Source organism: Marinicrinis sediminis, from assembly GCF_042685085.1.
Classification (GTDB): domain Bacteria; phylum Bacillota; class Bacilli; order Paenibacillales; family KCTC-33676; genus Marinicrinis; species Marinicrinis sediminis.
Genome location: NZ_JBHUMM010000043.1, coordinates 26,162 through 51,017, shown reverse-complemented (window position 1 = coordinate 51,017; position 24,856 = coordinate 26,162). Strand labels below are relative to the sequence as shown.

Sequence of the window (24,856 nt, the reverse complement as noted above, 5' to 3'; positions counted from 1 at the left end):
TTCAGGATTGAGTCAGGGAGAAACGATGCGGTACACGGTTGGCCTCTCCATAGCCTTCCGTCTCTCTTTCGCTGCTGAGCGCTTCGGTCGGACACGCGACCACACATTTCAGACAGCCCTTGCAATATTGGTAGTCAATTCCCTGCAGGAACATTTGCTGTCTCCCCCGCTTGTCCGGCTGTTCTTCCCACACAAAGCAAAAATCCGGGCAGGCCGTATCACAGGCGGCGCAGTGAATGCACTTGTCATCATCAAAATGCGGCATCATGCCGTTTCGGGATATACTCAGGTCCTTCAAAATGCTGTTGCCGGGATTGGTAATCATCCCGCCAATCGGCTGTGTCTCATAACCCAGCACCGGAATATCCCATCTGGTTGGTTTCGGCATTTCCATGCCGTCCGGCAGGGTAAACGTTTCCGATTCAACCTCCTGGTAGCCTCGGTCAAAGGTTCGAAGGGCAGGCTCAACGGCATGCGGATATTTTTTCTCCAGTGACTTGCGAATGATGCCCTTCATATGTTCAGGATCGAGAAAATCACACAAACGAAACAGAGCGCCCAGCAAGGCCATATTGACTCGGTTTTTTTCCTCCAATGCAATGCCGGTGCCATCCACCACGGCGATCGTTCCGCTCAGAAGTCCCAGCTTTTCCTTCAGCTCTGCCGGATTTTTCTCTGAGTTGACGAGCACGATGCTGTCTTCATAGATGCCGCTGATCACATTGTTTGTTTTTGATAGATTCTCATGAAATACGCCCACGATATGCGGTCTTTCAATCGGGGTGGTATCCCGAATATGCGTATTCATCTCACAAAAGCGAATATGCGCTTTGACTGGAGAACCTTTTTTCTCTGAACCATAGGAAGAAAAGCTTACGCCATCGAAGCCGCTCCCTACCACACCTGCCTCGGCCAGCATTTTCCCAGCCAGATTGGCGCCCAGTCCTCCAATGGATTCAAGACGAATCTCAAAAAATCCGAGCTCATTTGTTATTGGTAGTTTTGACATCCTGCCACTCCTTTCCTTCTATGAAGCGTTTACACCCATCAAATACCAGTATAGCAATTTTGCAATTTCTTGCATAGAGCCTATGTATATATGTATGAATATTCACATTCAGACATTCATCTTTTCATCGTACTTCACGGTTTGGCAAAAACCTATGAGATTAATCACACATGCACCATTAGAAGGCCGTCTTGCTTGGCCCCCTGATGGTGCATGCAGTATGGTTTCTGATAAAATTGTTCATATGGTTTCTGATTATAGTGCTCATTCTGAGAGCGTCTTTCTGTCGATGCGGTAATCAATGCGCAAGAAGGGCAACCCAAAGATGCGCATATGATGCTCGGCCGTCAGCTTGTGTTCACCTGCATCCTGGATCAGGAAAAATTCAGAAAGCGGCAGTTTGAACACCTTTTTGCCAGCGGCCAGGTAAATTCCTTCATCCCCCTGGTGCGCCGCTTGTTGGCTTGTATGCTCCGGATCGTCGTCAGTCATGCTTGTGATCCATAAAGAGCCGTTCACCTCTCTCAGACGCAATATCCCGATCATCGATGTATAGGGTAGAGGCAAGGCCGTGTTCATATAGGCTTGACCGCCGGTTTGATGCCGATCATAGATAGCCGTAAATACAGTCTTCCCATTCACCTTCCGAATCCACGCTCGCGGATGGTCACGACCGTCTATAAGCGGATCTACGGCACGCAGTTCACAAGTCATCTCTACCTCTTTTCTCGTAATCGGCAGGTTCAGCTGTTCCCATCTGCGGCTGAAGAGCTTGAAACACCAGGCAAGGGGCAGGAACCAGTAGGCCCATTTCACGGTTGCAAACAATCGAAATTGTCCGGTATGTTCATAAAAATGCCGGATCGTAGCAGACAGCCTAGTTACATCAACCAACTGACCCAAATCGTCTGTTATTCCTTCTTTTATTCCCCTTTTTTCTTCCGCTTCCAGCCTTCCTCTAATCTGACTGACCGGAAATGACCATTCTCGGTGCCTGGAAGCAGGCGTATGCATAAGCCAGCCGACGATGCTCAATCCACCGAAAAAGACGCAGTTGAGCAGTCCATGAAAAGCGAGCATAAATGGAATCGTGATTTCCCACCAGCCAAACGCATGGCCTGAAGCATACAGCAAAGAGAATATAATGGCGATTCCTAGTGCGACATAGGAAAGGCGCAGGGAGACTGTCTGTGCCCTTGAAGTAAATGTCGTGCGAAAGGCGAGGATGATCAAGCCGAAGATGGCCACGATATACAGGAATACCGACCCAACTTCAATCAGCCGCCAACCAGAGATGCCGATGGCCACCAGAACGGGATTCACCAGTAAAATCAGTACGACCCAGCGGTACCAGGCCGAACGATGCATCCGCCCCAACAATCCGGCAGAAACCGGAAGCAGAAAGGCGGCATAATGAAAATGAATGCCGGTCAGCCAGGTTATGATCGGACTGAAGCCTGTATCGAATTCAATCACATGAGCAAAAAACCACATTCCCCCTACACTGAGATACATCATCCCGACCTCAATTGAGATTTCTTCCAGGTTTACAAATCCACGTTTTAGAAATCGCTTGATCCCGATCCAGGCCACCCACATCGTTAGTAATAAATAGATAAAAGCGAGTCCAGCCTGCAACCTGCTGTCTGTGAAAATATACAGAGCGGGTATCGAAATGAGGCCAATCGCATAACCGATCTGTTGTGGACGATGTAATGCGCCTACAAGCTGCAACATGATCGGCACGAATATAAGCTGCGCTGCTGATAGCATGAGCAAATAAGCTTTGTCAGCTGTGAGGCTGCATATCAGGAAGCTTGCCACGCCGATGATGGTCAAGGGAGTGAGCAGCGATGGCTGCCTCGTTTCATTGTTCAACTTGCCTTCCACCTTTCTGCGACTTCAACGTACTCTCTCTTTCTTTCCTTCTCTGTTTCACTGTCTTTCTCCCCTGTTCATTTCTCCGTTTTTTTTGCATGTTTACTCTCTTTTTTTCTCTCCTTCGATGATGATCTACTTATCTACTTATCTACTCTTCTGCTCTTTTGCTCTTTTGCTCTTCTGCTCTTCTGCTCTTCTGCTTTTTTGCTTCCTGCTTTTCTGCTTTTTTTGCTTTTTTGCATCACAGTTCTCTGTCTTTTCTCATTTTTCCTGTTCCTCTCTTTCTATCTTCTTTTTTTCCTTGTTTCCTTGTTTCCTTGTTTCCTTGTTTCCTTGTTTCTCCCTCTCGCTTTCTCTCTTTTTCTATTTATTCTATATGTTTTCTCTGTTACTATCTTCCTGTCCTGTTCAGTCAAACCTGAATCAGACCTTCTGCTCTTCCACCTTTCATCCTGAAATCTATCAGTGCCGCCTCTTCGATTCCCAAATCATGAGTGACCTGAACCAAGTCTTCAATTTCACAGATGATGGCTTACCTGAACTCAATTATGGCTCACCTGAACCGGCTCATTCCATTGCTAAAACATTGAAATCATGCAGGATATGAAAGGCGGCTCGAACACAAAAAAACTTCAATGGGCTCTATGCTTGGCCCATTGAAGTAAATGAATCAGTCCACATTTGGCTCCAGGTCGATATGAGGACTCTTCAGCGGAGTGATGCGGAGTCCTGAGGAGCCTTGCGGAGCGCTACTGCTTTTTCGCAGCCTCGCAAAACCGTCTCAAACCTTCTTCCAGCGTTGCTCTCGGACAAGCGAGATTGACGCGCAGGAAGCCCTCACCCTCTGTACCAAACATCGATCCTTCATTGAAGGCCACTCGCGCCTGCTTGAACATCAGATCCTTCAGTCCAGGTACGTCGAGATCGAGCCCCCGGCAATCCAGCCACAACAGGTACGTTCCGTCTGGTTTCATTGGCTTCACCTGCGGCAGTTGCTCTGCCAGGTAAGCGATGGCATAGTCAACATTGCCCTTGAGATACACGAGCAGCTCATCCAGCCACTGTTCTCCCTCGTTATAGGCAGCCTGAACCGCATCGACCGCCATATAGCTCATCATGTGAATGCTGAGGGTTTTGATCCGCATTTCGAATTGACGCTTCAATTTCGGGTTGGGAATGACCATGAAGGAGCTTTGCAGTCCCGGCATATTGAATGTTTTGGTAGGCGCCAGACAGGTCAGGGAATGCTGGGCCATTTCCTCGGAAATAGAGGCATAGGGAATATGTTTCTTGCCTTCATAAACGAGATCACAATGAATTTCATCGGAAACAACCAGTACGCCATATTGTTCACACAAGGCGCCAATTCGGGCCAATTCTTCCTTCTCCCATACCCGTCCGCCCGGGTTATGCGGACTGCAGAGCAGGAACAGCTTGGCCCCATCCTTCATCAACTGCTCCAAATGCTCGAAATCGATCTCGTAACGTCCATCCTTAAGCACAAGCGGATTTTTGGCTACTTTTCGGCCATTCATGCGAATGACGTCATAGAACGGATAATATACGGGCGACTGAAGAATGACGGCACTTCCCGGGCTGCTGAATAGCTCAACAGCCAGACTGAGCGAAGTGACAATACCGGGACTGTCTGTTAACCAGCTTTCCTCCAGCTTCCAGTCATGTCTGCGTTCAAACCAGGACGTGATTGCAGGATAATAGGAATCCGGTCGAAACGTATAGCCATAAACGCCATGCTCAGCCCTTTTCATCACGGCTTCCTTCACAGCTGGCGGACACTCAAAATCCATATCGGCTACCCATAGCGGCAGCAGGTCCGGATCGCCAAACAGCTTCTCCGATTGATCCCATTTGTAGGAATGGGTCTGTTTGCGATTAATGATCTGATCAAAATTGGTCTTCATTCCTTCACCTCATCCGAAAATGTTCTCTAAGCGATCTGTTAAATTCCGTTTCTCTATCATACCACGCCCGCACAAATCCTTCCAAAGCTCTAGCAAATATAATCATGAAACGATGCCCAAAAGCGCCCCATTTTGGGCGAAAGAAGTTGTACAATGCGGGTCGGATGAATACACTACAAATGAAACTTGTACGACAACTCGCAAGCGCAAGATCTAATTCGAATGAGTGAAGGAGAATGAATGACGAATGAATGGATTCATCAGCTATGTAGTATTAGGATTGTCCCTTTCCGCTCCTATTGGACCAATTAACGCCGCACAACTGGATCGGGGGATCAAGCACGGTTTCTTGTATGCGTGGCTGGTTGGCATCGGTGCCATGGTCGCAGATGCCTTGTTTATGCTGCTGATCTATTTCGGTGTCGCGCATTTTCTGAGTACCCCGTTCATGCGCACTTTTCTATGGTCGTTCGGCTGTTTTATTCTCATTTATATCGGCATAGAGAGTATTCGTTCCGCACAGACACATGTTTCGGGGGAGATCCGCAAGGAAGAATCCGCTGCAAAATCATTCTGGGCAGGCTTTGCCATGGCGCTCTCCAACCCACTGAATATTCTGTTCTGGCTAGGCATTTACGGTTCTGTTCTCGCTCAGACGACCCAATCGTTCGGAGGGGGCCAGATGCTGCTGTATAGCGGCGGGATTTTCCTGGGAATTTTACTGTGGGATGTCATCATGGCGGGGATTTCGAGTACGGTGAGCCATCTGTTCAAGCCCGGCGTTCTGAGGGGGATATCCGTTGCGGCAGGTATTTCCCTGCTTGTGTTTGGCTTGTATTTCGGGTATCGGGCTGTGGATATGATTATTCTCTAGCTGTTCGCTTTCGCTTCCTTGACAGGGACAGTCACCCATTTTCCCTCCTCCTAATATGATGGGGTACATAAAGGAGGAATGGAGAATGGTTAGGCTATTTAACCGTGCCCAATTGAAAGCGCAACTGACCTCTCTCGCCACATGGAAGCAGGATGCCTTTAGCCGCTTCGCACAAATGTTGAATGATGAGGAAGACCTGTACCCGTGCATTCCCGGCAAGCAAGCCTTTCAACAGGATACCCTTCGCTATGCGTTCGCACGTGATCCGAGAAAGCCGGAAGCTGCAGAAGATCTCGCTTGCAGCCTGGGGCAATACAATGCCGTTTCTCGGGAAACCGGTCCCTATGCTTCGCTCGTGGTTTTTTTTGATACACCAGAAGATTTGCTGCATGCCAGCCAGGTAACCGATTATGAGCACATGTTCTGGTCCTTGCTGAGCCGGGTGCATGAACTGGATTCGGCGGAATGGCCAGCGGATATTCCACAAGACCCGCAGAATCATAAATGGGAATTCTGCTATCAGCAAGAGCCCTATTTTGCTTTTTGTGCTACACCGGCCCATGAGCAGCGACGAAGTCGAGCCAGTTCACATTTTCTGATTGCCTTCCAGCCGCGCTGGGTATTCGAGCATATCAATGATTCCACCAAGTTCGGCAGAAACATGAAGAAGCTGATCCGCGAACGTCTTCACGAGTACGACGGTATCGAAGCACATCCGTCATTAAAGTGGTATGGTCAGGCGGACAATCATGAATGGAAGCAATATTTTCTGAGAGAGGATGAGTCGTCTCCGGCCAAATGTCCTTTTGCACACCTGCATCCCTCTTCTTCTACCACGAAGTAAAGGGGTTATCCAGGATAGCTCCGGCATACGATTGACACGTTTTGTGGTTTTGCGGTTTTGCGGTTAACTCGGTTTAGGTGCCTGTTTACGCCATTTCAGATGCATGAAGATGGTCACGATAGCGATAAGTGCTAGGAAGAGGAGACTTACCCAGAGACCTGCCCGACTCGTTGAATCGAGTGAGGTGCCGCTGATGGCGGTTATGATCAGCAAGCCGCCCAAACCGATTTTTATTTTCCCCCAGGCACCATTGCGAATGAGCTTGCAGGCAGACAGCAGGATAAAAAACCAGGTGTAGAGCAGCATCAACCCCGCGGCCGTTGTCATATATTCGAAGATATTACTGGGCAGCAACAAGGAAGCGGTGATGGAAACCAGCATGCCTCCCGCAGTCAGCCATAAGGCGGGATAAGCGAGATTGCGCCTGCTTTTTTTGGCAAACACTTTCGGGGCATCCCCTTCCTCTGCCAAGGTCACCAGCATATTGGTTACTGCATACAGGGAAGCAAGCATGGTGGAAAAACCTGCGATGATCAGCACCCCGTTAAACACATGGGGAATAAAGGTGATATGTGTGCCGTCCAGTGCCGTAATAAACGGACTTTTTTTCGTATTAAATTGATCCCATTTCACAAGCAACAAGGCAAGGCTGAACGTCACCAGGTAGATGACAATGAGCGCCAGGATCATCACCTTGCCGGATTTGGAAGCTTCGCTCCGGTCCTTCAATTCCACCGCAAGCAGCCCCATAATTTCGATGCCGCCAAACGCGTAGAAGGCGTACATGAATGCCCCCCACAAGCCTAAGATGCCCTTTGGCAGCCAATCCGACATGACTTCTTGCACCGATTGCGATGAGGTGTCCAGCCAACCGAACCATGCAGCTGAGGCAATGAGAATAAACATGACGATCGCGGCTATTTTCACAACAGCAAACCCGTTCTCCATCCGTTCAAAGCCTTTAACTCCGAGCAGCAGCACCCCAATGCCCAAAACGGCATAAATCGCCGCAAACGACCAGATCGGCATCCCGGGGAACCAAAATCGCGAAAAAATGGACAAAGCGGTCAGCTGACTGCCGGTAATGAGCATTTCTGATGCCCAATACACCCAGCCATTGCTGAATCCGGCCCATCTTCCGTAGGCATGTTTGGCATAGGAGCGAAACGAACCTTTCTCCGGATGAGCTGCGGTCATCGCTGCCAGGGCATCGTATACGAAATAAGTCCCTACCGCTGCGAGGACAAATGCTAACAGCACAGATGGACCCGCCTTCTGAATGGCAATCGCAGGGGCCAGAAAATAGCCCGTACCGATGGTGCATCCGATGCCAAGCAACGTCAGCTGCCACCAGGCCAGCCCTTTGCTGTCCCCTTCCTGTTGCTTCTGTACTTGCCTTCTGGCGGCAACAAATGCTTTCAATGCCATGTCTCCTCCCCTCTGGTCACACATAGTATGAGGCAGAGGTTGAGACACTATGTATATCAAGCTCTCGCGTTGCTCTCACGATGCGGGGCACTGGTCAGGAAAGGGGGAAAACGATGACATTGTCCATTCATCAGCGAATTCCCGCTCGAACAGGTGCGGCCTTTCATGTAAAGCGCCATCAGCGAATTCGTGTGATTGACGTATCGGGTGAACAAGTCGCTGATTTCACTGCCTTTTATGCACCCAACACAGAAGAACGTCTGGACCCACTTGTGACGATTGACGTCCTCGGTCATATACAGCCCAAAATCGGCGACGCGCTCTATTCCAACCAATATCGCCCGATGCTCACCTTCATCCGCGATGATGTGGGCAGGCATGATTTGCTCTACCCGGCCTGTCGACCTGAGATGTACAAGCTCTTGTACGATAAAGGGGACGCTCATCCGAACTGCTATGACAATCTTAATCAGGCGATTCAGCCATTCGGCATTGCCCCCCTTACGCAGCATCATTCATTCAATGTGTTTATGAATGTGCAGCAAACTGCTCAGGGCGCTTTGCAGGTAGTACGCCCTTTGTCCAAGGCTGGCGATCAGCTTGAAATGCGGGCAGAGATGGATCTGATCATTGCGATTTCCGCTTGTCCTACGCTGGAAAGCCCTTGCAATGGCTATCACTGTACGGATATCGTCATCGAAATTGAGTAAGGTCAAGGTCTCGAGTAAGGTCAAGGTCACATACGAAAAGCCGTTGTCCACATTTCTGGGCAACGGCTCTAAACGATCTCTATTGATTGATCTCATATTGATCTCTTATTGATCTCTTTGTTTTCAGGCCGGTCTCAGGTCAGTCTCAGGCCTGTGACCGGTGGTCTCTAATCGGTAATCGGTCTCAGATCAGTCTCAGATCGGTCTGTGTCAGACTTTGATCCGTCTTTATCCGTCTCTAGCTATCACTATCCGTCTGTGATCCGTTGATGATGACTTGATGCTGCGGTCAGCTCTCGTCAAGCGTCTTCTTTTGTACCGCCTGCAGCGCCTTCTGTCCCATGACATCCGCTTCCTTTTCCAGAGCCGGATCATCATTGACGGCTTCACCGTTCAGTTGGGTAGTTGGTTTTACACGACCCTGTTGTTGCTGAACCGTATGCCAGGCTTCGTGTGGTAGATGTTTCTCTTGTCCCGGTGCTACATGAATGTCTGAACCTTGTGCATACGCATGTGCATGCATGGCGGCCGGTTTGGCTGAATTGTAATGCACCTTCACATGATCCATATTCATCCCCGATAAATGCTCAATTCCGGCTTTTACGTTGTCCGGTAAGCCTGTATTGTTCGGCTTGTGCTGCTGAACCATCTGAACCAATGCCTGATTGCCCATTTGCTTTTGAAGTTGCATAAATGGCTTGCCTGCCGAGGCGGCATTCTGTTTTCCCGATTCGTGTGTTGACCGCTCATTATGTCTGGTTTTGGCGTGATTCGTTGTCTGTTTGCCCATAGAACCTCCCCTTTTCCACCCATCTCTTTTCTTTCTCCTTTCATTCGAGACAAGGTTGGCAAATCCTCCTAAAGTTTTGTTAAAGTTGTCATTCCGTTTTTCGAGCACGGGATTTTTTCACGGCCAGAAACTGATTGTACAGCTGAATTTTCTGATTCAGGTAATAGAGGAGCGGAAGGGTGACAACCACAATCACAAGACCGTACAGATAGAACACCCTTCGAAACAGGATGTCAAATCCACCAAAGGCAACATTGCCCATGCCATATATGATCAGGATGAGCAGGGAGGACAGAAACATCTTCATCTTCGTCGAATACGTGTTGCTCGCAAGTACCTTGACATGGATAAAAATCGAGAGTGAACAAGAGAGCATCGCGATCAAGGCACTGAACAGATAGCTTTCGCCATTGGTCCATAGGTGCTCCCCCCGGAACAATAGCACGGAGGCTCGCAACACGATCCCGATCAAAGCGGACAGTACAATGGCCTCTATGATATATTTTCGCATCGCTGGCCTACCTCATTCCTAGAAACGCTTTAAAAGCGGCTACATAATTTTTGGAGACTTCTACTTCTTTTTTGGAGTCATTGAATTTCAAGAGCAGTCTGCGATGAAACCAGGGAATGATCTTGGAGACATTGTCAATGTTGACCACATAGGATCGATTCACCTTGATAAACCGATCTCCCGGCAAACGCTCTTCCAGTTGAAACAGTCTTTCTTTCATTCGGTAAACGCCATCTGCTGTATGACACAGGAGATGGGAATCAACGGCTTCAAAATATAAGATATGGTCCTGCGAGAGAACATAATATTCTTCATCCCGCAGACCCACGATTTTGGATGTTTCTGCTCTGGAAGCGAACAAGCGAAGCACGTCGCACAGTTCGTCCAGATGATCGCGATGAAAGACGATACAGGGTGTGAGTGAATCATGCCACCCATCCTCGACGACATACAGATCGGCCTGGCGAAAGACGTCCAAACCGATGGCATGGAGTCGAGCCACCACCTCTTCGCGTATGTCATTGCCGCAAACGAGTCCCAGTTTCATTCTTGCTCCTTACGCATTCTGTCTTTGGATTGGATAAAGATCAAACGAATCAAAACAATCAAGGCTATTATAATACATCCTGTGAAATATTTCCCCCAATCTGTGTAAAAGGTATCCGTTCCCCTGGTCGGAATATGTCCACTCATCACCCAGTGATCCGTCGTGAAATGATCCATTTTGGCCCAGGTTTGCCCTTTGTAATCCGCCATGGCAGACATGCCGTTAACTGTCTGGGTGATGACATTTGCTCCATTCTCGACGCCTCTGAAATGCCCGATCCAGGTATGGTAAGGAGCAATCTCCTTCCAGTCCGCCGACGGGATGAACAACAAATCGATCTCCTGTTCCCCGACTTGCCTCATGACCGAAGGAAAATCCTTGTCCCAGCAAATGACACCGGACAATCGTCCATACGGCGTATCGACATACTGAATCTGCTTGTCTCCTTCAACCGTTCTTTCGATCATATTGCCCCCGTATTTGTAATGCTCGAGTTCCACGTCACCAGAAGGACCGATGATGTACAACACATTTTCATTCGGCTCACCGTCCGGCGTAAACACATACGGAACCGTCACGATATAGACCTTCCATGTCCTCGCCACTTCGCCCAAACGTTCAAGATAGCCGGATTTCTGGGAATGATCCAGTACAACCGAAGCTTCAGCGTGGTGAATGAGCTTGGCGCCCGATTGTGCCTCTGCTGCGGTTAATTCCAGTAGTTGAACCATTCGTTTCTCCGCTTCCTGAAGAAATGCATGCGGGTCCTGAAGGTGCATATCAAAGATTTGCAGGGTCTCTGAATCAGTACGATCAAGGGTATGAATACCGGAAACGGCGACCGTCTCTGTACCTGAATCGAGCGTCAGGCGAAGTCCTCCCCAGAGAATGATCAGACCGAGTACACCGGACGCGATTAAAAACACCGTTTTTCTCGTTGCAGCCGAATGGTTCAGATGCAACCAGTACAATATAGAGGCAGCCCACAGCATGATAAAGGTCAGGCCAGTTACCCCCAGTACAGAGGCTACCTGTACAAAGGCCAGAAAATCATGCTGGGAATACCCGGGAATCCCGAATGCTCCAAACGGATTGGCGTACACATTCATTTCATCGAGAAGCGCGTATGTACAGGGCAGAATGAGCGTAGCAGCAAAAGCCTGTGTCCGTGTGTAGCTCCATTTTTGCAACATAAACGGGATGGCATACAGGGCCCCCGCCATCGCTGGAATGTAACCGAACATCGGAATATCGGGCAAGCTCGGCAGCATCCCGTGAAAGCTGATCTGGTTGCTCACTGCGGTCATCAGCGTCAAGGCCATCCATGCTGTTCTCATCCGCATATCCCGAATCGCAAACAGAAACAGGACAGGAAATATCCATGCAGCAGGTGCTAGGAGGAACTTGCCGTTGCTCAGGGCCATCAGCACCCCGCCAAGCAACATGAGGATTATCGATTGATAGGTTTTCATTTCAAACTCTCCCTTCGTCTGTTACGCCCAGTATAGAGCGTAGACGCGAAGGTGGCAGTCGATCTTCGGTAAAATGGACATATCTTCTCATGAGAAGGACGAAAGGCGCTAGTACAAGACCGCCCAAACAGGTATAATGTTGTCTGAATCAACAGAATGATGAGCAGGAGGTTGACTGGCAAGATGAATGGCAAGATGAAGAACATGCTTCAACACAAGTCATGGAGGCTGGGCATGATCATGATGCTCGCGCTGTTGCTGTTGTTCGCCGCAGGGTGCGGGCAAGCGAAGGAAAATAATGAGGCCGCCTCAAACAGCCAAAATGAACAGAGCGAAAACGAGCAAGCAAACGAACAAAATGAACAGGATGAATCTGAGTCTGGCACAAACGGCCAAGGAAACCAGGCCACTGGTGATGGAAAGACCGGTGCAGGCGACACACAAGGTCAGCATGACGACACCGCAAACGCGGAACTCGGTGAACCATCGGACGACAGTCTGCCCGTCGTCACAATCGAGATGGCATCCGGCGAAGTGATCAAGCTGGAACTCTATCCAGATCAAGCACCCAACACCGTCCACAATTTTATTTCTCTGGTAGCAGACGGTTTTTATGACGGCCTGATCTTTCACCGGATTATTCCGAATTTCGTCATTCAAGGCGGTGACCCGGACGGAACCGGAATGGGTGGACCGGGCTATAGCATCAAAGGTGAATTTGCCGGAAACGGGTTCAAACAAAACAATCTCGAACATACTAAAGGCGTACTGTCGATGGCACGCAGCCAACACCCTGACTCGGCAGGCTCTCAATTCTTCATCATGACGGGAGATAGCCCTCATCTGGATGGCTCCTATGCAGCATTTGGCAAAGTATTCAGCGGACTTGACGTCGTAGATGAGATCGTCCAGCTGCCACGAGATGCCGGTGATCGACCGCAAGAGCCGCCCGTTATGAAGAAAGTGACTGTGGATACGAAAGGGATCGATTATCCGGAACCGGAAAAAATTCAGTCCTGATTCTGATGTTTTCGAACAACACCAATCACTCTAACCGCAGCGATGGGAACCGTGTTGAACACCGGATTCCTTCGCTGCGGTTTTTCATAAAGAAGCATGAGAAATCGTGTCGGGGTAGAAAGCGAAGGATTGATAGAGTATGGCTCTTCGAAAAAGTGAAACCGTGAGCGAGTAAAAAGTAAAGAACAAGAGAAATAAAAGAAAGAGAATGACAGAGAAAGACAGACAGAGAGAGAAAGACTGAGAAAGTGAGAAAATGACAGAGAAAGTGAGTCAAAGTGAAAGAATGAACTTGAAAGGAGTCATAGAGATGAAGCGCAAACCCCCAGGCCCTAATCGTAAAGGGAAGTGGATCGTCCTCTTGATCCTGTTGCTTTGCAGCTTGACTTTTGTTTTGTTATGGATGTTCATACAACTGATGAATCAACCGATGATCGAGATGTAACCTTGCAACCATTTAACAATGGACGATGAAAAAATGTTGATGAACCGACGTTTCTCTGCTCTGGAGAAAAAGATCAACATGCGGCGCTTGCAAAAACTAATGCCATTAGTTAAACTGAACTCACATGATAGAGTTATACAGAATTGGAGGGATTAGAGCATGCGTCTCACTCGACAAACCAACCTGATTCAACTCACTTTTCTTCCTTATTTGATGCCAGTTAACTGTTATCTGATCGAAGAGGAAGATGGTTACACCCTGATTGATACCGCACTTCCTTCGTGTGGCAAGGCGATATTAAAAACGGCCAGCAAACCGATCAGACGGATCGTACTGACCCATGCGCATAGCGACCATATCGGGGCATTGGATGCGCTAAAGCGCGAGCTGCCAGATGCGACCGTGTACATATCGGAACGGGATGCCAAACTGCTGGCTGGAGATCGTACGCTGCAAAAGGATGAGGAGAAATCTCCTCTGAAAGGCGGCATCCCACGTCCTGGCCGTATTCAAACGAGACCAGACCGTTGCTTGCAGGACGGTGATCGCATCGGCTCCCTTCTAGCCATTTCCGTTCCCGGACATACGCCAGGCTCCATGGCCTTTCTGGATACCCGAACCCGGACACTGATTGCCGGGGATGCATTACAAGTACAAGGCGGCCTTGCCGTTTCCGGTCAGCTAAAGATCATGTTTCCTTTCCCCGCATTCGCGACCTGGAACAAAAGACAGGCCGTAGAGAGCGCCAGGAAATTGCTGGATCTTGAGCCAGCTCTGCTGGCAGTGGGGCATGGACGTCTGCTTCCTGATCCTGCAAATGCGATGTCCCGTGCAATCCAGACGGCTGAACAAGCCCTGTCTGCTAAATAGAAAGATGGATGGAATGAAAACGGAGAACATGCACATCAGAAAAGGAAAAGAAAAGAGAATGATTAGAATCATGATAAGAACTGAAATGAGGAATCCGTATGTCCCCTCGCGTGGGTCTTGATCAACAAACGATCATTCAGACCGCGATCAGGCTGGCAGACGAGCATGGCTTGTCTGGTGTCACTCTCGCGGCTGTCGCCAAAGCTTGCGACGTGAGAACGCCATCGCTCTACAATCATATTCGTGGGCTGGAAGCCTTGCGAACCGAACTCTCCGTGCTCGGCATGCAGGCGCTTTACAGGCAGATGAGCCAGGCCGCGGAAGATCTGCATCAGGATGAAGCGATCCATGCTGTCAGTCGGGCCTATCTGGCATTCGCAAGAGCACAACCCGGCTTGTACGAAGCCTCTCTGGAAGCACCGCGAATGGATCATCCGGAACTGTTGGCGATCAGTCGAAGGCTGGTGGATTTCATGTGCAACCTGATGACTCCTTATGCGCTGGACGAGGATGCCAGCCTGCATGCCGTCAGAGGACTGCGCAGTCTGTTACATGGCTTTACCTCTCTCGAGCAGCAAGGCGGCTTCAAATTGCCACTTGATCTGGACGTCACATTGACAAGACTGATCGATACTTTTTTGGCTGGCATCTACAAAATGCAGGGATGAATGCATGGTGATGGTTGACGTCATCTGACAGGTTGACGTACCATAGACGCGAGACAAACAGACAGAAATGGAGACGGTAGACCATGACAGATCGACATTCAGGCTCTGATTCGGAAATTTCAATCGATGATTTCCGCGCGCAGATCAAGCTGGCGCTGCTGGATCATCCTGACCTTGTATTTGACGAAATGATTCGCATTCAAATATTGCCACCGCACATCCCGGACTGGCTTTCCTTTCTGAAGGAATGGGCAGGCGTACTGGTCACGATGGAGCAGCACGTCACAGAAGCGTATCAAAGCAAACAGCTTGACGAGCAAGCCTATGAATTCTCACGCCGAAGCTATCGACTGGGCATGCATACGATCAATCAATTGTTTGAAGACCTTCAAGCCTTTCATCAGGAGCAAGAGCAGAAAGGGACAGCGGAGGCCTATTTGTACCGCATGAATGCGGCAGACTGCTATTTTATTCCCGCTTATCTCGACGACTACAGTCAGCAGCAAAAGCTGGTTCGTCCCATGGCGGAGGCTTATATTCAGGCGATCCTTACCGGCTTTCGGGAAGAAGGGGACGAATCAGCGGAGAAAAGACTGCTCCACTTGCAGTTGCTCATGCAGGAGTACCTCACTCACCTGCATGTGTTTGCCAAACCGTCCTGAAGCATTCGACAAGAGGCACGCGCACACGCTCGTGTCTCTTGCTTTGTGTTATCGCTTGCCGGGATCGTACGGTTCGCCGAGGGAAGCAGGTGCCACGGATTTGCCGACAAATCCGGCCAGCACAATCAGAGTCAGTACATACGGCAGCATATAGATCCATTCACGCGGAATCTGGTTGGCCCACTCGTAAATCTGCACATAGCTTCCCAGTGCTTGTGAGAACCCGAAGAAGGTCGCCGCTGCAAGCGCGCCGAAGGGATGCCATTTGCCAAATATAACAGCAGCCAGGGCAATAAAGCCTTGTCCTGAAACGGTGTTGTGGGCAAAATTGCTGGAAGTCGTAAGGGTAATCGTCGCTCCGCCAATGCCGGCCAGCATCCCGCTTAGCATCACCCCGATATATTTGACCCGGTTCACCTTCACCCCGACAGTATCCGCTGCGCCCGGATGCTCCCCCACCGCCCTCAGCCTGAGTCCAAACGGGGTGCGAAACAGCACATACCACATGATCACGACAGAGACGAGTGCCAAATAGGTCGTGGGATAGGATGTGAATACCCCTTTGCCTAAGACAGGTATTTGCGATAATACCGGAATCGCTCTCTTTTCAAATCCACCCTGTATCAGCGTACGGGTCTGTCCGGCGCCATCGAATAACAGAGGAACCATATACACGCAGAAACCAAGCGCGAGGAAATTAATCACCACACCGCTGACCACCTGATCCGCCCTGTAGGTAATCGTCGCAAAAGCATGAATCAAGGAAAAAGCAGCACCGAAGACAGCCGCACACAACAGTCCGATCCATGGAGCCAGTCCAGCCATGTCCGCCTGTTCCATATAATAGGCTCCGATTGCAGCCGCAAATGCCCCCGCTACCATCAGCCCTTCAAGCGCAATATTTACCACACCGGATCGCTCCGAGAAGATGCCGCCCATCGCCGCAAATATGAGGGCAGCCGAGAACGTAAACGTAATATTGAGCAGGTCGCCCAGCGTCGTCCATGTCCCCATCTCAGTTCGCCTCCTTTGGCATACGTCTGATGCGCAGACGTTTCAGGATAGTCTGTACAATCCCGGGTGCCGCCACAAAAAAGATCACGGAACCGATGACAACCCGGATAATTTCGGGCGGGACATCTGCGCCAAACTCCATCCCTCCGGCACCATAGGTGAGCACCCCGAACAAGATGGCAGCCAGGATGACACCAAACGGCCTGTTCATCCCGAGCAAGGCAACGGCGATCCCGTCAAAGCCGTAGCCAGGAGATGAGTTCCCCGCTACCTGATAGCCGAATACACCCAGCACCTCAAAAACGCCGGCAAGACCTGCAAATACCCCTGCCACAAACATCGCCTTCACAATATTTCGTCCGACCTTCATTCCCGCATATTCTGCAGCATGCTGGTTATGCCCAACCGCTCTCAGCTCATAGCCTTGTCGGGTACGCCAGAGGAGGATGTAGAACACAAATGCCGCCAGCAAAGCCAGCACGGTTCCCCAGTGTAGACGGGCTCTCGTGGCTTCATAAAGGGGTTGTATGAGGACAGAGGCGCTCTCTTCAATATAATAGGAACGCTGCTGACCCGGCTCCAGCAGCAAGCTGCGAACCACATAACTGGAACCGAAGATGGCAATCCAGTTCAGCATGATCGTTGCAATTACCTCGTTGACTCCTCGCGACGCCTTCAGCCATCCGGCCAACGCTCCCCACAAGCCGCCGGCCAGCCCCCCGGCACCTATTGCAAGTGGAATATGTGCAAACCATGGCAAAGAGACCTGAATGCCCATAAAGGTGGCCGCCGTCATCCCCACCATCAGTTGGCCTTCTGCCCCGATATTGAACAAGCCGGTACGGAAGGCAAAAGCAACAGACAGGCCTGTCAGGATGAGCGGTGTAATTCGCACCGCGGTTTCACCGAGATGATAGGTACTGCCCACGACCCGCTGTATCAATTCCCGGTAAGCCAATAACGGATCATAGCCGCCCAGGAGCATAATCACTGCCCCGACCAGCAACCCCAGGAAAACCGCCACCAGTGGAGTCAGCGTCGAACCTTTCATGAATCGCTTCTGAACAAATTCCATGCTACCCCTCCTCCCTTGCGAGCCGTTTGCTGCCTGCCATCATCAACCCCAATTCCTGGTCATTCGTTTCTTGCGGGTTTACATGACCCACGATCTCTCCCTCATACATGACAACGATCCGGTCAGAAAGATGGAGTATCTCATCCATTTCGAAGGAGATGAGCAGTACGGCCTTTCCCTTGTCTCTTTCTGCTATAAGGCGGCGATGGATAAATTCGATGGCTCCTACATCGAGACCACGGGTCGGCTGTGCAGCGATGAGCACGGCCGGGTCCCGATCGATTTCCCTGGCGATAATCGCTTTCTGCTGATTGCCGCCTGACAGAGAGCGAGCCTGATTCTCCGTTTCCGGCGGCCTCACGTCGAATTCCTGCATAAGCGTTGCGGCATAGGCTTTCATGGCCCCATAATGCAGTAAGCCATACTTCTGAAAGCGAGGCTGATCATACGTACGAAGAGCCATATTTTCCGTCATTGTGAAATCAAGCACCAGTCCGTGTTTGTGACGATCCTCAGGGATATGGGACAAACCAAGCTCCGCCATTTTTTTGGCATGCATACGGTCAGCCTCTTGTCCGTCGATGGTGATTCGTCCTGACTGAAGCTTGCGGAGGCCAGCCAGCACTTCAATCAGCTCTTTCTGTCCGTTGCCATCGACACCAGCAATCCCCAATATCTCGCCGCCCTTTACTTCAAGGTCAATCCCTTTGAGGACTGCTTTACCCGATGTGTCTGTCGCATACACCTGCTCCACCGTAAGTCTGGACTTCGTCGGCTTGGCCTCACTTTTGTCTATCGTAAAGGAAACTTCTCTCCCCACCATCTTCTCAGCCAGCAGCTGGGGCGAAGCTTCTGAAACCGCAATGGAATCGATCACTTTGCCGCGACGAATGACCGTGACCTGATCCGATACCGCCATAATTTCCTTCAGCTTGTGTGTAATGAGCACGATGGACTTTCCGTCCTTCACCAGCTTGCGCATGATCTCCATCAACTCCTGGATTTCCTGCGGAGTCAGCACAGCGGTTGGTTCATCCAGGATCAGAATATCCGCGCCGCGATACAGCGTCTTGAGAATTTCCACCCGCTGCTGCATGCCGACGGATATATCTTCGATTCGAGCATCCGGTTTCACCTCGAGCCCGTATTTACGCGAGAGCTCCATGACGGCTTGTCGTGCCTTACCATAATCAATCTGCAAGTTCTTTCTCGGTTCCAGTCCAAGCACGATATTCTCAACGACGGTAAAATTTTGTACGAGCTTGAAGTGCTGATGCACCATGCCGATGCCAAGCTGGATGGCCTGATTGGGACCTTCCATTCTCACCGGCTTCTCCTGGATGAGAATCTGTCCCTCATCAGGCTGATAGAGGCCGAACAGAATATTCATGAGCGTAGATTTGCCTGCACCATTTTCCCCAAGAAGCGCATGAATCTCTCCCTTTGTGACTTTGAGGTCAATACGATCATTGGCAATCAGTCCGCCAAACCGCTTGGTGATCCCTCTCATTTCCACCACCGTTCGAACTGGATGTTCGCTCCTTGCTTCAGCGTCACGCCTTCTCTCGTTCTTGTCCATCCCCTGCCTCACCTGCCTCCCTTGCTCGTTATTCCTGTGGCACGCTCACTTCGCCGCTGATAATTTTTTGCTTGTATTCCTCGACCAGATTCCATACATCATCCGGGATATTTTTTTTGGAGGTTTCCGACAATCCGACTCCGTTTTCCTTAAGACCCAGCACCGTCATCTCTCCTCCATTGAATTCCCCGTTGATCAGATCACTGGACACCCGATGAACGGCTTCATCTACCCGCTTCATCATGGAGGTCAGGGTAATGTCATCGCCGAAATCGAGCGATTGATCCTTGTCCACTCCGATCACCCATACCTGGTCACCACCCTTTACGCGGTCACGTGCTTCATTGAAGACCCCATTTCCAGTCGCCCCGGAAGCATGGAAAATAATATCTGCTCCTTCATTGTAGATCGTAGAAGCCGCCGCCTTGCCCAGATCAGGCTTGTCAAAAGCACCCGTGTAATTGACAATGAGACGGATATCCGGATTTACAGCCTGAATCCCTGCACGAAAGCCCGCTTCAAATCGCTGGATAACCGGGATCTCGGAACCCCCCACAAAGCCAATCTTATTCGACTTGGTCATCTTTGCTGCTGCAACGCCAACCAGAAAGGACCCTTCATTCTCGGCAAAGGTAACGGAGGAGACATTTGGCGCATCCACCACGTTATCAATGATGGCCAGCTTGGCATCCGGATTCTGCTGGGCTACCTGCTTGATGGAATCCCACATCAGATACCCGATTCCCCAGGTCAGATCATAGCCGTCATTCACAAACGTACTCAGGTTGGGAATATAGTCGGCATCGCCTTCACTCTGCAAATACTTTACCTTCGCACCCGTGTCCTCATTCAGCTTCTGAAAGCCTTCCCATGCACTCTGGTTAAAGGAATTGTCATTGACTCCTCCCGTATCCGTCACCATTCCGATACGAAAATCCTTGCCATCTGTCTTTCCACCTGCATCGGCTCCCTGATTGGCTTCATTGTTACCCGTCTCGTTCACATTGTTGTCTCCATTGTTTCCCCCACAACCTGTCATGATCAGCATGGCTGTGAGCAGCAGTAGTATGGCGGTGCGCGTCCATTTCAGCATTTTGTCATTCCTCCACTTTTTTTCATAGTATGGATGAACAGGCCTACTTTTATTTGCATAAAAAAAGACCTTTCCAGTGAAAGGTCCTAAATGGGATTCTATATTTGGCCGTTTACTTATCGTCTGGCCCTCAGGTGTTGCTTGCGTTTGTCTAGTCGTTTCTCAGCATCGCCGGATCAAAGGCGGGTACAAGCCCTTCTGACGCGGCTCTCGTCAGCAATGTTTCTATCGCGAGATAGCCGTCCTTCCCCAAATCCATCGAGAAATCATTGACGTATAGCTGAATATGGGAACGGGCAACATCTGCATCCATTTCCTGCGCATGCTTCATCACATAATCACGGGATGCCTCGGGATGTTGCCACGCGTATTGCAGCGAAGAACGAATCCAGTTCGAAATGGCATGATGATCAAGGTCGCGACGTGCGACAATGGCCCCCAGCGGAATAGGCAGACCGGTTTCCGTTTCCCACCAGCTCCCGAGGTCTGTCATCATGGACAAACCATAGGTTGGATACGTAAAACGTGCTTCATGAATGACAAGTCCCGCGTCCATCTCTCCCTTCTGAACGGCTGGCATGATTTCGTGAAAAGGCATGACCACGATCTCGCCTGCACCATCCGGAATGTGTGCGGCTGCCCATAAACGAAACAGCAGATAGGCCGTGGAGCGTTCACTCGGAACCGCTATTTTCTTACCAGACAGATCCGCTGGTTGCAGCGCTTGATGGTCAGCTTGCTCCTTCACCAGAACGAGGGGACCACAGCCGCGTCCAAGCGCGCCCCCGCAAGGCAACAGCCGATAGTCCGGCAATGCCCAGGGCAACGCTGCAAATGAAATTTTCATGACTTCCGGGCCTTCTCCGTTCAACGCCCAGTGATTCGTAATGTCTATGTCCGCATACGTCACTTCCAGCTCTGGCGCACCAGGAACGAGTCCATGCGCCCAGGCATGATAGATGAACGTATCGTTGGGACAAGGTGAGTAAGCGATTTTCATGATGATTGATTCCTCCATCTCTTATGGGTCTCGTCCTTTTTCAAATTCAATGCACTGTGAAATGCTTCAAGGCTGCGCCAACTCGTTCCAGCTGCTGCAATGCTTCCGGGATGCGCCAGGCATCTCGATCTCTCGGTCCGACCACGTTGGAAATGGCTCTGATCTCGATCACGGGTACGCTCTGATCACGGGCTGCTTGCGCTATACCAAAGCCTTCCATACCCTCCGCTGCCGCGTCAGGATAACGGGCCAGCAATCGGGCGGTCGATGAAGCTGTTCCGGTTACGGTGGATACGGTTAGTACAGGGCCAGTACGAACAGGGAGATCATGCTGTTCCAGTCGCGCCACGATCTCGCTGCGTGCAGGCCCATCCGCCTCGATCATCGTTTGGCCAAAGCCCATTTCGTCTAATGGAATAAAGCCTTCCGGCGTCTCGGCTCCCAAATCTGCGGCAATTATGCGATCCGATACGACGATAGAAGTCAGGGGCGCCTGACCAGCAAATCCACCGCCAATGCCCATACTTATCACCAGATCATAAGAAGGTTCTGCTCGTGCCAAACAGCGAGCCGTCGAAGCTGCCGCTGCAATCGGTCCGACACCGCAGGTCTGCACTTCAAAAATGGATGTCTCACCCAAACCACGCTTCACGGCCTCTGCTTCGGCCTCTACGGCCGCCATCACTAAAATTCGTTTATGCATTCGGATTCGTTCCTTCCAGTCGATCCACCTGGATGGATCACGTTCAGATTCGTCACGATATTTCTTCATTAATTAAACCAAATCCAGTCGTTCAATTCAATGGAAATGCACGAATCACAGAATAATCAAAGTAATCGATAAATTGCAACATTTTCATCAATTTATTGCGTTGCAATTCACCGCATGACATGTCATATTATGGATATTCTCAACATGTAACCTGTCCATACTCAATTCAAATTAGAGGAGGGAATTTATGCCTACCAGCTGCCTGCAAAAGGTCATGGCTGTCCTGGAGCAAAAACAGTCCGCACATACCGCTGCCGATTTTGAAATTCCGACAATTTGGGATGTAGAGACCTGCCACCAAACGCCAGGAACTTTCAAGGTCAACCCCTATACCTATCTGTTCAACCAACTGCAACAATCCTTTTCACCGCAGCCCGATGTCGATTATACGCAGGCTCTTTCGAAGATTGAACAGCAACAAGGAGAACCAGGCAAGCCAGGGGACTGGATACATAAAAGCGCCATTTATTCCGTACATATCCGTTCATTCAGTGCCTGGGACCATGATGGCTCCGGGGATTTGGAATTCAGCAACGCACAAGGGTACAAGGAAACCGGCACATTTCTGAAAACGATCGCCCTGCTCCCGTGGATCAAAAGCATGGGCATTAACTGCATTTATTTGCTCCCCATATTCGAAATCAGTTCCCGCTTCAAAAAAGGAGAGCTCGGATCCCCTTATGCAGTCAAGAACTATTACAAGCTGGATACGGATCTCCGTGATCCCCTGCTGGGAGAAGAAGTGACGCTGGAAGAGCAATTCTCTGCTTTTGTGGAAGCCTGCCATATGCTCGGACTTCGCGTGTTAATCGATATTATTCCGAGAACTGCTGCCCGGGACTGTGCGCTGATTGCCGAGCATCCAGAGTGGTTTTACTGGATACGCTCCGAGGAAGCCGACTTATATGGGCCACCGATGGTAGAAGCGATAGATGGCATGAATCCGCCAGAGCTGGAACTGCTTCCGACCGTCTATCAAGCCGATACGGTCAAGGCCCATCTGGCGAAATTCTCCTCCCCGCCGAATGAGCTGGACCCGATGAAGTGGAGACAGTGTCAGGAGATCATCAGACAAAACCCGGATATCGATATGCTGGAGCTGATCGATGAACAATTCGGCATTACGACGGCCCCTGCTTTTGCCGATCAGATCAATGATCATCAGCCACCCTGGTCAGATGTAACCTTTCTCAAGCTGTATCTCGATTTGCCGGAGCATGTGAAAGATTTCATCGCACCATCTCAACCCGATTACATACTGTTTGATATTATCAAATCCAATCTGTATCCCGGACAACAAAAGAACCAGCCCTTATGGGACATTTTGTCGGATATCATTCCTCATTACCAGACGAACTACGGCATAGACGGAGCCCGTATCGACATGGCTCACGCCCTTCCACCTGAACTGGAACTGGATATGATTCGAAAGCCGATGGAGCTAGACCCAAGCTTCTGCTTCATTTCCGAGGACATTACGAATGACAATACGCACTCAGCCAAAAAAGGGGGATATCACATTGTCCTTGGCGGAGCATGGTGGCATGAGCCCCGTATTGCCGAAGGAAAACTGCATCGACTGACCTGGGACATGATTGATTTGCTGAAGCTGCCGATTCTGGCCTGTTCCGAGACGCCGGACACGCCAAGAGCTACATCTCGCGAGGGGGGACAGGCCTTTGCCAACTTGTCCGCCGTGTTGAATCACTTTCTGCCACATGGCATTCCATTTCTGAACTCGGGCTTTGAACTGGGCGAGATTCAACCGATGAACCTCGGTCTGGACTGTACGGATGAGCACAAGTTCTTATTGCCTGCGGATTCCCCTTATCAGGGACGTCTGGCCTTCTTCGACCGAACGGCCCTAACGCATTGGGCGCATCCCGATGCACGGCGGCTGTATCAGATCATCCAGCAAGCTGCTGGGCTGAGGGCGGAATATCTGGAAGCCCTGATTGATCCGAGTCGCTTCCATGCGCGCAAGGTGGACAAAGATAACGAAGATGAGGTGGAACCTGAACTGTTCTTTACCTGCAGATTGTCAGACAAACGCGATGAGCCAACGGTGGAGAAGCTACTGATCCTGGCCAATCTCGACCTGAAGGACAGCCGTACCGTTTCGTTTCCTATGGACACCTTCATGCCGACTGATGCTGGGCAACTGAAAGCGGTGCTGCTCATGAATGGCTTCCAGAGAGTGGAAGAAGCATTGTCGCTACAGCCTCAGGGCGATCTGACTCTTCCTTACGAACCAGGTGAAGTAAAGATTGTGAAGCTGACTTATAACCAATCAGCCTCAGGTACTCATCGCTAGATAACACAACAAAAGCCTTCCTGTTTCATCCCCACTCATTACGAGAGGAGATGACCGGGAAGGCATTCTTCGTTTGGCCACCCTTAACCGTTCACAAACCGTTCACTGGCTTCTCCTTCGATGGAGAATGGCACTCGTATGAGTGTCTCTGTTGTTCCAATGGCTTACCTTCACAGCGATGTTGCTGCACGCAGCTTGGCTGCAACGCACATGCTGCACACTTTCCCTTTCGGCTTTTACGAATAAATCGAGTGAGCATCCATCCTGCATAACCGATGATCAATCCGCCAATCAACCCGCTCAGCATGTTTTCTCCCCCTTCCTGATTGTAAGGACCCTCCCTTTTCTTCACATGC

Annotated in this window: 24 protein-coding genes; 9 read left to right on the top strand and 15 right to left on the bottom strand. The window is 50.3% G+C overall.

Going from position 1 to position 24,856, the window contains the following annotated elements:
* Position 1: 1 nt before the first annotated feature.
* The 3 genes from ACFSUC_RS13935 to ACFSUC_RS13925 all read right to left on the bottom strand — a co-directional run bounded on the left by ACFSUC_RS13935 (position 2) and on the right by ACFSUC_RS13925 (position 4,812).
* Entirely contained in the window at positions 2–1,009 is a 1,008-nt protein-coding gene (locus ACFSUC_RS13935; RefSeq protein WP_379930229.1) for a 2-oxoacid:acceptor oxidoreductase family protein, read from the bottom strand.
* 264 nt (positions 1,010–1,273) lie between these two features.
* Positions 1,274–2,887, bottom strand: a complete 1,614-nt coding sequence (locus tag ACFSUC_RS13930; protein ID WP_379930228.1) for a YndJ family protein — start codon at positions 2,885–2,887, stop codon at positions 1,274–1,276.
* A gap of 752 nt (positions 2,888–3,639) precedes the next feature.
* Positions 3,640–4,812, bottom strand: a complete 1,173-nt coding sequence (locus tag ACFSUC_RS13925) for a MalY/PatB family protein (RefSeq protein WP_379930227.1) — start codon at positions 4,810–4,812, stop codon at positions 3,640–3,642.
* 247 nt (positions 4,813–5,059) lie between these two features.
* Between ACFSUC_RS13925 and ACFSUC_RS13920 the strand changes: the two genes are divergently transcribed.
* Together ACFSUC_RS13920 and ACFSUC_RS13915 are read left to right on the top strand one after the other, a co-directional pair.
* On the top strand, positions 5,060–5,686 hold the full coding sequence (locus ACFSUC_RS13920) for a LysE family transporter (protein ID WP_379930226.1): 627 nt from the start codon (positions 5,060–5,062) through the stop codon (positions 5,684–5,686).
* Between the two features lie 85 nt (positions 5,687–5,771).
* Positions 5,772–6,530, top strand: coding sequence for a YqcI/YcgG family protein (locus ACFSUC_RS13915; protein ID WP_379930225.1), 759 nt, complete (start codon positions 5,772–5,774; stop codon positions 6,528–6,530).
* A gap of 63 nt (positions 6,531–6,593) precedes the next feature.
* Here ACFSUC_RS13915 and ACFSUC_RS13910 read toward each other — a convergent pair whose 3' ends face one another.
* Positions 6,594–7,958: an amino acid permease gene (locus tag ACFSUC_RS13910; RefSeq protein WP_379930224.1), complete on the bottom strand. Its 1,365-nt coding sequence runs from the start codon at positions 7,956–7,958 to the stop codon at positions 6,594–6,596.
* A gap of 113 nt (positions 7,959–8,071) precedes the next feature.
* On the opposite strand from ACFSUC_RS13910, the gene ACFSUC_RS13905 reads away from it, so the two are divergent.
* Complete coding sequence (locus tag ACFSUC_RS13905) at positions 8,072–8,668, top strand: DUF1989 domain-containing protein (RefSeq protein ID WP_379930223.1); 597 nt, start codon at positions 8,072–8,074, stop codon at positions 8,666–8,668.
* Positions 8,669–8,957: 289 nt separating this feature from the next.
* Here ACFSUC_RS13905 and ACFSUC_RS13900 read toward each other — a convergent pair whose 3' ends face one another.
* The 4 genes from ACFSUC_RS13900 to ACFSUC_RS13885 all read right to left on the bottom strand — a co-directional run bounded on the left by ACFSUC_RS13900 (position 8,958) and on the right by ACFSUC_RS13885 (position 11,988).
* Positions 8,958–9,458 (bottom strand): eCIS core domain-containing protein, encoded by a 501-nt coding sequence (locus ACFSUC_RS13900; RefSeq protein WP_379930222.1) that lies wholly within the window; start codon positions 9,456–9,458, stop codon positions 8,958–8,960.
* An 88-nt stretch (positions 9,459–9,546) separates the two neighbouring features.
* Positions 9,547–9,969 (bottom strand): hypothetical protein, encoded by a 423-nt coding sequence (locus ACFSUC_RS13895; RefSeq protein ID WP_379930221.1) that lies wholly within the window; start codon positions 9,967–9,969, stop codon positions 9,547–9,549.
* A gap of 7 nt (positions 9,970–9,976) precedes the next feature.
* A complete protein-coding gene (locus ACFSUC_RS13890; protein WP_379930220.1) occupies positions 9,977–10,516 on the bottom strand; it encodes a LytTR family DNA-binding domain-containing protein in 540 nt (179 codons plus the stop codon).
* Positions 10,513–11,988, bottom strand: coding sequence for a nitrilase-related carbon-nitrogen hydrolase (locus ACFSUC_RS13885; RefSeq protein WP_379930219.1), 1,476 nt, complete (start codon positions 11,986–11,988; stop codon positions 10,513–10,515). Before ACFSUC_RS13885 ends, ACFSUC_RS13890 begins: the two co-directional genes overlap by 4 nt.
* Before the next feature lie 183 nt (positions 11,989–12,171).
* Between ACFSUC_RS13885 and ACFSUC_RS13880 the strand changes: the two genes are divergently transcribed.
* The 5 genes from ACFSUC_RS13880 (at position 12,172) to ACFSUC_RS13860 (ending at position 15,653) form a co-directional block, all read left to right on the top strand.
* Positions 12,172–13,008 (top strand): peptidylprolyl isomerase, encoded by an 837-nt coding sequence (locus tag ACFSUC_RS13880; protein WP_379930218.1) that lies wholly within the window; start codon positions 12,172–12,174, stop codon positions 13,006–13,008.
* 310 nt (positions 13,009–13,318) lie between these two features.
* Positions 13,319–13,453 (top strand): hypothetical protein, encoded by a 135-nt coding sequence (locus ACFSUC_RS13875; RefSeq protein WP_379930217.1) that lies wholly within the window; start codon positions 13,319–13,321, stop codon positions 13,451–13,453.
* A 159-nt stretch (positions 13,454–13,612) separates the two neighbouring features.
* Positions 13,613–14,323: an MBL fold metallo-hydrolase gene (locus ACFSUC_RS13870; RefSeq protein ID WP_379930216.1), complete on the top strand. Its 711-nt coding sequence runs from the start codon at positions 13,613–13,615 to the stop codon at positions 14,321–14,323.
* A 98-nt stretch (positions 14,324–14,421) separates the two neighbouring features.
* On the top strand, positions 14,422–14,991 hold the full coding sequence (locus tag ACFSUC_RS13865) for a TetR/AcrR family transcriptional regulator (RefSeq protein WP_379930215.1): 570 nt from the start codon (positions 14,422–14,424) through the stop codon (positions 14,989–14,991).
* Between the two features lie 83 nt (positions 14,992–15,074).
* Positions 15,075–15,653 (top strand): hypothetical protein, encoded by a 579-nt coding sequence (locus tag ACFSUC_RS13860; RefSeq protein ID WP_379930214.1) that lies wholly within the window; start codon positions 15,075–15,077, stop codon positions 15,651–15,653.
* A 48-nt stretch (positions 15,654–15,701) separates the two neighbouring features.
* Here ACFSUC_RS13860 and ACFSUC_RS13855 read toward each other — a convergent pair whose 3' ends face one another.
* The 6 genes from ACFSUC_RS13855 to ACFSUC_RS13830 form a co-directional block, all read right to left on the bottom strand.
* Complete coding sequence (locus ACFSUC_RS13855; RefSeq protein WP_379930213.1) at positions 15,702–16,667, bottom strand: ABC transporter permease; 966 nt, start codon at positions 16,665–16,667, stop codon at positions 15,702–15,704.
* Between the two features lies 1 nt (position 16,668).
* Complete coding sequence (locus ACFSUC_RS13850) at positions 16,669–17,742, bottom strand: ABC transporter permease (protein ID WP_379930212.1); 1,074 nt, start codon at positions 17,740–17,742, stop codon at positions 16,669–16,671.
* Position 17,743: 1 nt separating this feature from the next.
* Entirely contained in the window at positions 17,744–19,321 is a 1,578-nt protein-coding gene (locus tag ACFSUC_RS13845; protein ID WP_379930211.1) for an ABC transporter ATP-binding protein, read from the bottom strand.
* A gap of 28 nt (positions 19,322–19,349) precedes the next feature.
* Positions 19,350–20,414 carry a BMP family lipoprotein gene (locus ACFSUC_RS13840; RefSeq protein ID WP_379930210.1) on the bottom strand — a complete coding sequence of 355 codons (1,065 nt, stop codon included), beginning with the start codon at positions 20,412–20,414 and terminating at the stop codon, positions 19,350–19,352.
* Between the two features lie 151 nt (positions 20,415–20,565).
* Entirely contained in the window at positions 20,566–21,414 is an 849-nt protein-coding gene (locus ACFSUC_RS13835; RefSeq protein WP_379930209.1) for a 1,4-dihydroxy-6-naphthoate synthase, read from the bottom strand.
* 46 nt (positions 21,415–21,460) lie between these two features.
* The gene (locus tag ACFSUC_RS13830; RefSeq protein ID WP_379930208.1) at positions 21,461–22,186 is read right to left on the bottom strand and encodes a futalosine hydrolase; all 726 of its coding nucleotides are present in this window, start codon (positions 22,184–22,186) and stop codon (positions 21,461–21,463) included.
* Between the two features lie 187 nt (positions 22,187–22,373).
* Here ACFSUC_RS13830 and ACFSUC_RS13825 point away from each other — a divergent pair, with 187 nt between their 5' ends.
* A complete protein-coding gene (locus tag ACFSUC_RS13825; protein ID WP_379930207.1) occupies positions 22,374–24,500 on the top strand; it encodes an alpha-amylase family glycosyl hydrolase in 2,127 nt (708 codons plus the stop codon).
* Between the two features lie 91 nt (positions 24,501–24,591).
* On the opposite strand, the gene ACFSUC_RS13820 is transcribed toward ACFSUC_RS13825, so the two are convergent.
* The gene (locus ACFSUC_RS13820; protein ID WP_379930206.1) at positions 24,592–24,807 is read right to left on the bottom strand and encodes a FeoB-associated Cys-rich membrane protein; all 216 of its coding nucleotides are present in this window, start codon (positions 24,805–24,807) and stop codon (positions 24,592–24,594) included.
* Positions 24,808–24,856: the final 49 nt, after the last annotated feature.